The 12,874-nt window shown below is 55.2% G+C and carries 10 protein-coding genes; 6 read left to right on the top strand and 4 right to left on the bottom strand.

All coding sequences use genetic code 11. From position 1 onward, the window contains the following. The first annotated feature begins 21 nt into the window (after nt 1-21). From AC222A_RS00950 to AC222A_RS00940, 3 genes are all read left to right on the top strand, one after another. Complete coding sequence (locus tag AC222A_RS00950) at nt 22-1,095, top strand: AraC family transcriptional regulator (protein WP_372758432.1); 1,074 nt, start codon at nt 22-24, stop codon at nt 1,093-1,095. Between the two features lie 99 nt (nt 1,096-1,194). Next, nucleotides 1,195-1,668 carry a TM2 domain-containing protein gene (locus AC222A_RS00945; protein ID WP_372758431.1) on the top strand — a complete coding sequence of 158 codons (474 nt, stop codon included), beginning with the start codon at nt 1,195-1,197 and terminating at the stop codon, nt 1,666-1,668. Nucleotides 1,669-1,712: 44 nt separating this feature from the next. Continuing rightward, complete coding sequence (locus tag AC222A_RS00940) at nt 1,713-3,083, top strand: class II fumarate hydratase (RefSeq protein ID WP_372748987.1); 1,371 nt, start codon at nt 1,713-1,715, stop codon at nt 3,081-3,083. Nucleotides 3,084-3,100: 17 nt separating this feature from the next. Here AC222A_RS00940 and AC222A_RS00935 read toward each other — a convergent pair whose 3' ends face one another. The 3 genes from AC222A_RS00935 to AC222A_RS00925 form a co-directional block, all read right to left on the bottom strand. Beyond that, on the bottom strand, nt 3,101-4,111 hold the full coding sequence (locus AC222A_RS00935; RefSeq protein WP_372748986.1) for a hypothetical protein: 1,011 nt from the start codon (nt 4,109-4,111) through the stop codon (nt 3,101-3,103). Between the two features lie 93 nt (nt 4,112-4,204). After that, entirely contained in the window at nt 4,205-4,684 is a 480-nt protein-coding gene (locus tag AC222A_RS00930) for a YbhB/YbcL family Raf kinase inhibitor-like protein (RefSeq protein ID WP_372748985.1), read from the bottom strand. Nucleotides 4,685-4,708: 24 nt separating this feature from the next. Beyond that, entirely contained in the window at nt 4,709-6,004 is a 1,296-nt protein-coding gene (locus AC222A_RS00925) for a S8 family peptidase (protein ID WP_372748984.1), read from the bottom strand. Nucleotides 6,005-6,251: 247 nt separating this feature from the next. On the opposite strand from AC222A_RS00925, the gene AC222A_RS00920 reads away from it, so the two are divergent. The 3 genes from AC222A_RS00920 to AC222A_RS00910 all read left to right on the top strand — a co-directional run bounded on the left by AC222A_RS00920 (nt 6,252) and on the right by AC222A_RS00910 (nt 11,973). Further along, the gene (locus AC222A_RS00920) at nt 6,252-8,078 is read left to right on the top strand and encodes a sensor histidine kinase (protein WP_372748983.1); all 1,827 of its coding nucleotides are present in this window, start codon (nt 6,252-6,254) and stop codon (nt 8,076-8,078) included. Nucleotides 8,079-8,432: 354 nt separating this feature from the next. Continuing rightward, on the top strand, nt 8,433-10,598 hold the full coding sequence (locus tag AC222A_RS00915) for a CFI-box-CTERM domain-containing protein (RefSeq protein WP_486774555.1): 2,166 nt from the start codon (nt 8,433-8,435) through the stop codon (nt 10,596-10,598). Between the two features lie 19 nt (nt 10,599-10,617). Then, complete coding sequence (locus tag AC222A_RS00910) at nt 10,618-11,973, top strand: alkaline phosphatase PhoX (RefSeq protein ID WP_372759465.1); 1,356 nt, start codon at nt 10,618-10,620, stop codon at nt 11,971-11,973. Here the strand turns inward: AC222A_RS00910 and AC222A_RS00905 are convergent. Then, nucleotides 11,954-12,838: a mechanosensitive ion channel family protein gene (locus AC222A_RS00905; RefSeq protein WP_372750243.1), complete on the bottom strand. Its 885-nt coding sequence runs from the start codon at nt 12,836-12,838 to the stop codon at nt 11,954-11,956. The genes AC222A_RS00910 and AC222A_RS00905 overlap by 20 nt on opposite strands. Nucleotides 12,839-12,874: the final 36 nt, after the last annotated feature.

The raw sequence follows: 12,874 nt of genomic DNA, 5'->3' as shown, positions 1-12,874 counted from the left end.
CCTCTTACGTGTGGCGCTATAGTGCAACAAAATGATGCGCAGGAATTGACCGGCTCGGACATATTTTTGATAATTGGCGCCATGATGCGCGAATCCTATGTCTCTACTGCCTATGTGGGCCTGCTCTTTGAGTTCCTGCGCCTGCGGGGCCTCGATCCGGTGGTTGTGCTCGGGGAGCCTTGGCCGGATACCCGGAGCGACCCGCTGCGGCGTTTCCCCATGTCAGAATGGCAACGCTTATTGAGCCGCGCGCAGGAGGCCCTGCAAATACCGGCCATGGGGCTGGAGATAGGTCGACTGATCACGCCAGCCCATATCGGTATACTCGGCTATGCTCTGTTGGCCTGTGCCAATCTCGGTGAGGCTTTGACCCGGTTCGAGCGCTACGTTCGACTGGTCTACGACCATGGGCCAATGGATACCCGCTTTAATGGCAATTCGATCGAGCTGGAGTGGGGTGAGGAATGTGTGCACCCGGGGCAGCTAGCCGACGAGTTGGCGATTGCGGCACTGGTGCAATTTGCGCGCAATGTATCGGACCGCCCATTGGCACCCGACTATGTCTGCTTTCTCAATCCGGCACCTGCCGATGTAACACCCTACCGCGAATACTTTGGCTGTGACGTGGCCTTTGAGCAGCGTTCAACTATCGTTCGCTTTCCGCTGGAGCAGTTGGCTCTGCCGCTGCGTCAGGCTGATCCGGCGCTGCTGAGTATATTGGAAGCTCAGGCCGATAAATTGTTGGCCGAGCTGCCTCAAGGGGATGGTTTTGATCAAACAGTGCGGCTGGCCATTTCTCGATTTTGCCGCAGCGCTACTCCCACCCTAAATAATGTTGCCAGTGATCTCAAAATGTCAGGCCGCAGCTTACAGCGCAAGCTGCAGTCGCGGGGTTTGAGCTTCCAGGGGCTGCTGGATGAAACCCGGCTGACCTTGGCCAAAGATTACCTGCGCGACGGCCACTTGCAGTTAACTGAAGTGGCACAGATGCTCGGCTACTCGGAGCAGAGCGCCTTCAATCACGCCTTCCGTCGCTGGACCGGCATTTCGCCCCGCAAGTTTCGGCAGTTGCTAATGGCGGGGCACGCCCCCTGAAAACACGCTAACCCGTACTACAATTACCTGTTTGGTCGACGATTCGTCAGTGGATCATCTATAGTCATTCTGTGAGCGATTCGTTTACGGGAGGCGGGAATGGCTAAAGCGGTCGCAGGCCCCGCGCTGAAAGGCGTTGTGTTGGATTTTGACGAAGACACCAGTCGCGGCATTATTTCTGCGCTGGATAGTCACCGTTATGAATTTGAGGGTAACAACTGGTTGTCGGAGCGTTTCCCTGGCCCCGGTATGCATGTGGACTTTGTGGCAGATGGGGAGCGCGCAACGCAGATTTATATCGACCCCTGCAATCCCAAAAGTGCCTCCAAAAATCGTATGGCGGCGGCGTTGCTGGCATTCTTCTTCGGCTGGCTAGGCTTTCACAAATACTATCTTCACAACAACCAGCCTGCCACCATCATGCTTTGTGTTTCCCTGGGTGGCTTGTTGCTGCTGGGGGTGCCAACCTTGATCATGATGGTGATCGGGTTTGTTGAGTTTATTCTGTACGTTACAACCACCGACGAAGAATTCGAGAAAGTGTATGTCAGCGGCCGCAAGGACTGGTTCTAATCGCGGCTTCGGCAGTATGACCGGGCAGAAGGGTTCATGAGTCTATGACAGAGAAAACACGGATTGAAAAGGACAGCCTTGGCGAGGTTAAGGTGCCAGCGAACGCGCTCTACGGTGCGCAGACACAGCGCGCGGTCGAGAATTTTCCGATCAGTGGTCAGCCTCTGCCCTGGGCTTTTCTTCAAGCGGTCATTCAGATCAAGCGCTGTGCCGCCAAAGCCAATGCCAGAATTGGTAGTCTGGACCGTGATACTGCCGAGGCCATCGTTGAGGCCTGTGACGAGCTTCTCGGTGGAGGTTATGAACAGCAGTTTCCGGTGGATGTCTACCAGACCGGTTCTGGCACTAGCACTAATATGAATGTCAACGAAGTGGTCGCTGCGCTGGCCACTAACGCCCTGGGTCGCGAGGTGTCGGCGAACGACGATGTGAATTGCAGTCAGAGCAGCAACGACGTTATACCGACTGCCATTCATGTGTCGGCCTATATCGAGCTGGATAGCTTGCTCAATAGTCTGGATGCACTGAAAAGCGGCATTGTTGCGCGGGCTCGGGAATGCCATCACCACGTTAAAACTGGTCGTACTCACTTGATGGATGCCATGCCGGTGCGGCTTTCACAGGAGCTTCTGGCTTGGTCCGATCAGCTTGAACATTGCCATACCCGGCTTACTGAACGACGCCAGGATCTACTGCGCCTTGCCCAGGGAGGCACGGCAGTGGGTTCCGGTGTCAATGCCGATGCGGAGTTTGCACCGGCTTTTGTGCGTGAGCTAAGTGAACTGACCGCGGTTGATTGGCTGTCGCCGGTGCGAAAGTTTGCTTTGATCGCGAGCCAGGATAATGCTGTCGCATTGTCCGGTGAGTTGAAAACGCTGGCCGTATCTTTGACCAAAATTGCCAATGACTTGCGCTGGATGAACAGCGGACCGCTGTCTGGACTCGGCGAGATCCAGTTGCCGGTGCTGCAGCCTGGCAGCAGTATCATGCCGGGCAAGGTTAACCCGGTGATTCCTGAATCCGCACTCATGGTGGCCGCCTCTGTGGTTGGCAATGACACCACGATTACGCTTGCCGGACAGTCCGGTAATTTTCAGCTCAACGTCATGCTGCCCGTGATTGCCGCCAAATTGCTGGAGTCAATTCACTTGCTTACTACGACCTGCAGCAACCTGAACAGCAAGGCCATTGCCGGCTTTACGGTTAATGAACAGGCGCTGACCGCCAGCCTGGCAAGAAATCCCGTGCTGGTGACCGCGCTCAATCCGGTGATTGGTTACATGAAAGCTGCTGCGATAGCCAAGCGTGCTTATGCCGAGCAGCGTCCGGTAATTGATGTCGCGCAGGAGATGACGTCGCTGAGCAGAGCGGAGCTGGAAAGCATTCTTGACCCGGCCAAGCTTACGGGAGAGTAGTGGCCGATACGTTTCGCTTAGGCCGTTTGCAGTCGCGACAGGGCTTTATTGTCCGAGACCCGCTCTTTAATCAGGTCGAGCGATTCCAACACAATATCCTCCGCCACGCGATCCATGCCCGAGGATTCTCGCAGTAACAATTCCATGGCAGCCTCCACGACTGTTTCTACCAGCTGCTGGTTGTCTACATGCACCAGGTCGTCAGCTGACTGTTTGAGTACGTTGTAGACGATGTCGCTGATGGTGCGTTCCAGCAATTCCACTGTGTAATCGCCGATCACCGGAACTTTTTCAAGTTTGCCAATATCGTCGCTGGCCTCCATGGCCTCGCGAATCCGATGCAGCAGATAGTTTCGAACGTCTCCGTGATGACGCTCCAGTTGTTGTTCAAGGCCTTGCGTAACGGGTTCTGCTACAGCTTTTGCGATGGCCTGCTTGCGCGGCAATATTACCCGTTGTATCAAATCGCGCATGATCGGTTGGCCGTGCTGTATTTCATCTTCGATGCCGTTGAGTACATTGATAACCACGCGGTCTGCAATGTGTTCCATCAGTACGTCGTAGTTTGCGCGCGCAAAGCGCGCCGGGCGTGTATCGCGCAGATTGATAACGCCGAGCTGCTGCAAGCGATACAGCATCGACACGATGCGCAGCAGGCGCAGGAGTCGAAACCCCGTTAGTGGAATGCAACCCAGTACTTCATACCAGTGAATAAAGGGATACCAGTACCAGCGCGCATAGCGACGGCGACGAACGGCTACCACCCAGCGCACCAGTAGTTCAGCGATAAATACCGAAACGAATATCAGATCGTAGTGCAGATAATCGGGGTGAATGTCGTTAGCGTAAAACCGGTGGAAGCTCGGGGCAACGGCCTGCAGGGCACTGGAAAAAAACTCGAGAGTGAACAACCAGTCAAAGGTTAGCCATATCAGGTTCACCATCAGCAGCCCGAGCATTACAAGGTCGACAGCGAACCAAGTCGCTTCCTGGTTATTGCGCAGTTTTTCTGTGTTGAGATTCAGCATAGGCCTGAATCCTAAGGCGCTGGCAGCGAAGGGCAAGTCGGTGGGTAATACTACCAGAAGCAAATGGCCTGCCGGGCAGGCCGATGAACGCCCTTAGGCGCGCTGATAGGTTCCTACCAAGCGGTTCATGCCAATCACATGGGGTTCAATAGTGTCTAACAGTTGCCAGAGGGTGAGGCCGGCATCGAACTTCTGGTCGGTATTTAACGCAAGAACCCAAAAATAATACTGATGCATGCCATGTCCGGGCGGCGGCATAGGGCCGCCGTAGTTGGTGTTGCCAAAATCGTTTTTTCCGGCCGTACCGGCGTTTGTGCCTTCCTCCAGACTGTTGCAATCTGCGGGCAAATTGTAGAGCACCCAATGAACGTAGCCATAGGTGCCGCCGGGAGAAACCAGTGGCGCGTCGGGGTCGTGACAAATCACCGCAAAGCTTTTGGTGCCCGCGGGTGCGTTTTCCCAGCGTAGTGCCGGCGATACATCTTCGGCCTCGCCGGTATGTTTTTTCGGGATTGCGCCTGCGTTGGCAAAGGCGCTGCTGGTCAGGGTCATGTCAGATAGGGCGAAACCCATAGTTTCCTCCGTGTATTGTGCGAATTATTTGTTGTTGGATATTTGCAGTAGCTTGTTTGGCACACCTTTGTTGTCGCGTATTTTGCCGCTGGCGGTGAGTGTCAGGAGCTGCTTTTCAATGTCGGCGGGGGAGAGCTTGGGGTTTTTCTCCAGTAATAGCGCTACCACGCCGGCCACATGTGGGCTGGCCATTGATGTGCCGCTGATGGTTTTGGTTGCCCGATTGCTATCGATCCAGGCAGAAGTTATGTCTTTACCCGGTGCAAACAGATCGGCGCAGCGGCCATGGTTGGAAAAATCAGCGCGACGATCGGTCTTATCGCTGGCGGCCACGGTAATGGCTGGTTTACTGCGGGCTGGCGAATAATCGCAGGCATCTTTGTTGTCGTTGCCTGCGGCAACGACCACGGTAATGCCTTTTTTGATCAGTTTTTCCACCGCCTCGTCAATGGCGCGCGAAGCGCCACCGCCGAGGCTCATGTTTACGACTGCAGGCTGCTGAACATTTTTCGCAATCCAGTCGAGGCCGCCAATGACGGTGGAATTGGACCCTGCGCCCTGGCAGTTCAGTACACGCACTGCATGTAGGGTAACACCCTTGGCAACGCCCCATTCGCTGCCACCGACGGTGCCGGCGACATGGGTACCGTGGCCGTTACAATCGTTGGTGGGGTCGTCGGGGTTTTCCTTTTCACCAAATAAAATGGCGAAGATCGGGTCCAGCAGGCCTGCCGGCGGTTGTTTGGGATCGTCGCTGGTGTTTTCGCCATTACCCAGCCGGCCAGAAAAATCCTTGTGATCACTTCTTATGCCGGTGTCCACAATATAAGCGTGTACGCCTTTTCCGGCTGCCGAATAGCTGAAGGTTTTATTCAGCGGCAGGTCTTTTTGGTCTATGCGGTCAAGTCCCCAAGTGGCGTTTTTCTGAGACTGTTCGGAGATACGCTGAATTGCGTCTTGTTCAACATATTTGACGGCATTGTCGAGGCTGAGGGCTTTTACCTGAAGCGGGTTCAAATATGCGGCAAAGCCATTTAACACGCTATTGAAGCTAAGGTCCGCCTGGCCGCCGTACCGGCTCATCAGCGCGTCCAGAGTCTGGTTGACCGCGACCCCCTCTTTGAGAACAACAATGTATCGGTTTGGCAGCGCGTCGGCTACGTTCAGAACCTCGCCAGCGTTACCCCCCAGTGCTTTGTTGACCGTTTTTGCCGGTTCACTCAGGGTTTTATCTACGCTATCAAGCAGGCCCGCGTGTACGGAAGTGCTCGCGCCCATTACGGCGACGAGTGTTGCGCGTGTCAGGAGTTTTCTGACCATTCTGCTATCCCTCTGTTTCTCAGTATGTTGGCACGCTGCAGGTGCCAGACCGAGCCATGATAGCAGCCGCTATACGAATGGCTAGCTTGAATAATTTGGAAACTTCAATGTTGAATAATAAGCACATAGATGTCGCAGTAGGTATAAGCCACGGTGGCCGCTCTTGGCGCGGCTTCGTAACCTGCGGTTGGTAGCTCTCCCCGGAGTGTTTATTGCACACCGAGTTCAACCTGGAAGACGTATACCCATGTCCAATTTGATGGAAACCCGACGGTCTGCACACGTACTGGTAGTGGCGTGGGTGTTCGTGGTGGTCTTCTTTTTACTTGATCTACTGATTCCGCCTGATATTGCCTCGGGTACAGCGTATGTCATTGTGGTTTTCATTCTGGCTCGCTATGGCCGCTATGATCAACTTCCCCTGATTGCTTGCACAACCATGGCGCTGGTCGTCGTAGACACGTTTATCAGTGGACCGCAGTTCGTGGACTGGCCCATTCTGTCGAATCGAATCATGACGTTGATGGCTATCGGTATATCAGCGGCGCTGCTGTTGCAGCAACAGCAATTGCGTGAGCAGGATAAAACCAGAGATATTCTGTTTCGTAATTTGCTTGATTCGGCGCCCGACGCGATGGTTATTGTAAACGAGCGAGGGCATATTGAGTTGGCCAACAAGCAGGTAGAAGCGCTGTTTGGCTATAAAAAGTCAGACCTGATCGGCCGGCCTATTGAAGTGTTGATGCCCGAACGTTTTGCCCAGGCTCATGTCGGTTCGCGCAATGGTTATTTCGCGTCACCGGTTACCCGATCTATGGGACAAAATATTGATTTACGTGCGCTCAAGCAAAACGGTCAGGAATTCCCGGTGGAAATCAGTTTAAGTCCACTGGAGACCGATCAGGGCTTGTTGGTGTCGGCCGCTATTCGCGACGTTAGTGAACGACGTGAGGCCGATGCAAAATTCCGTAACTTGCTGGATTCTGCGCCTGATGCGATGGTCATCGTGGGCGACAATGGTGAGATTGTTCTGGCGAACAAGCAGACGGAATCAGTTTTTGGTTATTCCCAGGATGAGCTGGTGGGACAGCCGATAGAAATTCTCATGCCCAAGCGATTTCAGGGTAAACACGCACACCACCGGCAAAGCTTTTTTGTTACTCCGATTGTTCGAGAAATGGGCCGCAACCTTGAATTATTTGGCCAGAAGAAAACCGGCCAGGAATTTCCGGTCGAAATCAGTCTGAGCCCGCTGGAGACAAAAGAAGGTTTGTTGGTGTCTGCCGCGATTCGTGATATTACCGAACGCAAAGACAAGGAGGTTGAGCTTAATCGCTACGCTCAGCAACTGGAGAGTAAAAACCAAGAACTGGAGCAATTTGCCTATATTGCTTCTCACGATTTACAGGAACCAATGCGTACTGTATCGAGCTTCGCCGGTTTACTGCTTGATGAATACCGGGGTCAGCTGGACCAGAATGCGGATACTTATCTGCAATACATTTCTGACTCGTCGCAACGAATGACCTTGTTGATTAAAGGGTTGTTGGATTATTCCCGGATTGGCAGCCAGTCCACCTTGAGCCTGGTCAAATGTGATGACTTGCTCAGTGAGCTGCGCCAGGATCTTGAGGTGATCATTGCCGAACAGCATGCCACCGTACGTCATAGTGGTCTGCCCGAGTTGGTGACCTATGGCAATGAGTTGCGCCAGTTATTGCAGAATCTGTTGTCCAATGCCATCAAGTTTCACAAGCCGGGATGCCCGCCGGAAGTTACCGTGAGTGCAACCAAGCACGAAGCGTTTTGGCAGTTCACTGTGCAAGATAATGGTATCGGTATAGACCCGCTTTATCAGGATCGGGTATTTATGATTTTCCACCGCCTTCACACCACGGATGAGTATGAAGGTACAGGCATCGGGCTGGCTCACTGCAAAAAAATCGTAGAACTGCTTGGCGGAACACTCTGGCTGGATTCGGAACCGGGGGTCGGCAGTCAGTTCCATTTTACGGTGCCGGATCGCTCCGCCGAATACCGCCCGCCTGTAACGCCCCTCGAAACCGTCACATGAAGCTGGTTGCCGTTCGCTAAATCCGCAAACGGTTGCGCCATCGCTGTCTATAATTACCTAAAAGGCGTGATTTAAGACCAATGTCATCCGCTAAACTCCAGTAGAGCGCGTCTCGATACAGAGTTTGCGGGTATTCCCGTATAAAAACGCCGTGTTTGGAGAGCTATAGTGAAGGTGAAGCCTACGCTGTTGGTTATGGTAGGGTAATCACGGACGTTAAACGGTGAGGGTGAAGATAACTTGTTGTTTCAAAAAGTATTGGTGCTGCTAGTTACAGGGTTGTGTGCGCTGCCCGTGGCAGTTTATGGCAATCCAAAGCAATCGCAGTCGCTGGAGCGCTGGGGAAACTCAGTGGTGAGCGCGCGCGCAATGCGCGCGCTTGAGCGGCCGGCGCCGGAGCCGCTCACACGCTTTGCAAGGGGCGCCGCGTCGGCGTCTGTGTTGCTTGAAGTACGCGGCTCGGCTGAAACGCTTGATAGGCTCGAGCACTCCGGGCTCACATTGGCTCACCTTTCCAGGTCCTACGGAAGTGCCATTGTGGCAATTCGTTCGCTGCAGGAGCTGGAGCAACTTTCTCGACTGCCTGGGGTTATCCAGGTTGATGCGCTTGAACCGCGCATTGTTCGTGCGGGTATTGTTAACAGTCGGGCACCAGAGGCGATGCAGGCCAATAGTCCTGATTTCGGCCGCGCCGAGAGCCAGCGCATCGGTGTGATTTCTGACAGTTTTGCGATAACCAATGCCGTACGTGACACCAATACCACACCGGCAGCGGGGCAGGCGGGAAGCTTGCAGGGCAGTCGGCCACAGGATTCCGGCGATCTCCCTGCAGTGGTAAGTATTCTTGAAGAGGGCGCGGCCGGAAACACAGATGAAGGTGCAGCGATGGCGGAGCTGGCCCACGATATGGCACCCGGCGCGTCACTGGTATTTCACGCTGCCGGTGTGTCGCGAGCCTCGTTTGCCGAAGCCATTGATACCTTGTGTGACGCTGGCCAGGCCAGCGTCGTCGTCGATGACATCGGTTTTCTGCTGGAACCTTATTACCAGGATGGGATTGTGGCGCAGGCGGCCCAGCGTTGTGTCGCTAAAGGTATTCCCTTCGTTAGTGCTGCTGGCAATGATGGTGATCAGGCATTTCGACAGCAGTACGTAGATCTCGATCCGGCAGGTGACGACCAGCCAGATCGCAATGCCGCGTTTGCTGCCAGCGGCGCGGATCTCCACGACTGGGGCGGCGGAGATGGCTTTTTGCAGGTCACCGTTCCGGCCGGCGGTGAAGTGTATGCTGTGTTGCAATGGAACCAACCGTCCGCTTCCGTTAACTCGCAGGCAGGCTCGCAGATTGATCTGGATCTGTATGCAACCCGTGCCGATTCAGTACTCGCGTTGAACCCGTCGAACCCCGCTCATGCCGGTCGCAGTATTTCCGCGCAGGGAACAACGGGCCAGCCCCTAGGCGACGCGTCTGAATTTCTACTGCTCACTGGCGCCGCAGTTGATACAACCTATTATCTGGCGATTGAGCATTACCAAGGGTCGCAGGGTGATATTCCGCAGGCCGCCGGCGTGCCGTTAGAGTTTCGGCTGGTCTTGGTAGGCGCTGTGGTGAGCGCGGAATATCCCTACGACGGCCCGGCAATTTGGGGGCATCCGACGGCGGAGGGCGTGATCAGTGTCGGTGCAGTACCCTGGTGGGAGGCACCGCCATTTGCGCCCGCCAGCTATGGCAGTCCGGCCATTGATCCACAACCGTACAGCGCACGGGGAGGGAGTATTCCCATTCAGTTTGACGCTTCCGGTCAGTATCAGTCGGTACAGCGATTTGTACCGACACTTTCCGGTGTAGATGCCAATAACACCTCATTCTTTGGCAGTGATTTTACCGAAGGTGCCAACCCGGGCTATGGCGAGCCCGATGGCTTTCCAAACTTTTTTGGCACCTCAGCAGCAGCGCCGAATATCGCCGCACTCATTGCGCTGCTGCAGGAGCGATTTCCGAGTCTTACGCCGGCCGAAGTAGTGGATGGCCTGATCGCCAGTGCGGTTGATGTGGCAGGCATCCGCGCAGCCTCAGGCACTGACTCCGTCAGTGGCGCAGGGCTGGTATCTGGCGAAGCGGCCTTGGCCTACTTTACTGCGAATCCACCGACCCCCCGCGAGATGGCGCCGCCACCGGCGCAAGCCAGCTCTGGCTCAGGGTCTTCTGGCGGAGGTGGCGGGTGCTTTATTGCGACCGCTGCATGGGGAACCGCCTGGTCTCAGGAAGTGCGACTGTTACGCGAGTTTCGTGATAGACATTTGCGGCGGTATGCCGCCGGTAGATGGTTCATCGGGCAGTATTACCGTTATTCGCCAGCGCTTGCTGACTGGATTACTGAAAGTGAAACCACGAAGCAACTGGCACGCATTGCGTTGGCACCGCTCATCTACAGCATTCGGTACCCCTTGAGCACCTTTGTGTTCAGTGTGGCATTGCTAGGTTTGGCCTGGAACCGGCATACTCGACGTCTCACGTAACGGATATCAGGCTTCCATAATGACTGCGCTGCGCCGGCGTTCGCTTCTCAGACGCGCCTTTTTTGGCTCTCTGGCCCTTAGCACCGTTTCAGGCCGGGCGATAGCCGGTACTTGTCTGCCCGTCAGTGGGCAACGTGAATTGCCGCTGCTGCCAGGCCCACTGAGCAAGGCCGGCATGCTGCGGCCGCCTGATTCGCTGGGCGTTGCGATGCCTGCAGATTTTACCTGCCGATTGCTTGCTGTCGCCGGTGATCGCGTTGCCACGCCAGCCGGTGCTGAACCCATCAGTACCTATCGATGGCATACCTTTCCCGATGGTGGCGCTGTTTTTCCTCGACCCGATGGTGGTTGGATCTATACCTCTAACTCCGAAGTTCCGCTGCTACCCCTAGGCGGTTGCGGTGCGCTGGGTTTCAATCACGGTGGTAAGGTTGATGCGGCCTACAGCATATTGCAGGGCACTACCCAAAACTGTGCTGGCGGTAAGACCCCTTGGGATACGTGGCTTTCCTGTGAAGAAGCCAAGACGGGATTGTGTTACGAGTGTGACCCGTTCCGGCCGGGGCAGGGGGTTGCGAAGCCGGCCTTGGGGCGCTTTGCCCACGAGGCCGCTGCGGTAGATGCTGCCCGTAATACCGTCTATTTGACCGAAGACACGATAGACGGTCGTTTTTATCGTTGGGTGGCAGATTCGGAAGATAAAAAAGCGGAGCGCCTCGGGCTGGAAAAAGGCAGGCTGGAAGTACTTAACCTCGTAGGTTATGCCGACGACTGCTATCCGGAAAGTGATGTGCTGGTACGTCGGCAATTACCTGTGAATTGGGTGCCGGTCAAGTTTCCGAACGAGGCTCAGGGAGAGGTCCGTCAGCAATTGCGCAAGCGGGGTGAGACCGTCCCGGGAACTCGCTTTGCCGGCGGTGAAGGTTTGTGGAGCTACCAGCTGACGCCAGAGGACGCAGCCTTACTGACATCTCCCGAGGCGGTGTTACCAGATACCCTGATCTTTTGGACCACAAAAATAGACAACCGGGTGTGGGTGCTCGATGTGGCCAATCAGGTTGTCGAGTTGATCTTTGATAATGCCAGCATGGATTCCCCACTGCACAGTGTGGACAACCTGACAGTGAGCCCCTGGGGTGACGTGCTGGTCGCAGAAGATCCGGTGAGCAGCGATATTGCGCGTCTGGTCGTGCTGCAGCCAAATGGCGGCGCATCGACTCTACTGGAAATACACCATCCCGGGTCGGAAATATGCGGGCCAGCCTTTTCACCTGATGGCCGGCGCTTGTATTTCAGCTCACAGCGCTATCACAAAGGCGGTGCCACATTCGAGGTGACATTGCCAGAGCGCCTGCTCAAGCTCGCGGCTCTCTGAAATCGCTGACCACGTGCAAATCCCGCTGAGGGAAGGGCACCGAAATGTTGTTCTCGCGGAACGCATCGTCTATAGCACTCAGGTACACCCCGCGAACCAGGCTCGGCCGGTTGGAAAATTCCGGTCTGGTCCAGACCAGCAGCTCAAAATCCAAGCTGGAGTCCCCAAACGCCTTCATTATGACCTGCGGTTGATGCTCAGACGTGTCTGCCAGCGTGATAGATTGGGCCAGTGCTGCCTTGATGACGCACTCATTCATGAGGGTTTTGTCGGTGCCATAGGCCACGCCGAACGGAATGCGCTGTCGGCAGAAATTATCGGTGTGAGTGAAGTTGGTGACCTTGCCGTTCACAAATTCGGCGTTCGGCACCAGAATTTCCGAGTTTTCCGCGGTGGTGATGACGGTGGCCCGCACCCGGATCTCAGTCACTGTGCCCATGACACCACTGTCGAGCTGAACAAAGTCGCCTACCTTCAGTGAGCGCTCAAGCAGAATAATCAGCCCGGACACGAAGTTGCTGACAATAGCCTGCAATCCAAAACCAATGCCCACCGAAAGGGCAGAAACGATCAGTGCCAGCTTGCCGAAATCAACGCCCATGACCGAGACGCCAATGAGTACACCGGCTATCAGCACAAAATAGTGGGAGATGCGTTCGAGTGTGTAAATGGAACTTGGGGTCAGTGCATAGCGGCCCCGGTTCAGTGAGCCGACACTACCTTTGAGCAGCCTGGCCAGATGCAGCGACAGCACAATAACCAGCAGGCCCGCGAATATCGATGCCAGGGTGACCGGCCCTTTACCCAAATCGATCAGGGGGTAGCGCATCACACTAAGTACGCTGGCGATTGAAATATCGAACATGGCGGCCCCCACCTGCATTTCAGTATGGTTATGCTA

Source organism: Litorivivens sp. (assembly GCF_057445395.1).
The sequence above is the reverse complement of the archived record's forward strand: the minus strand, read 5'-3'. Positions and strand labels throughout refer to the sequence as shown.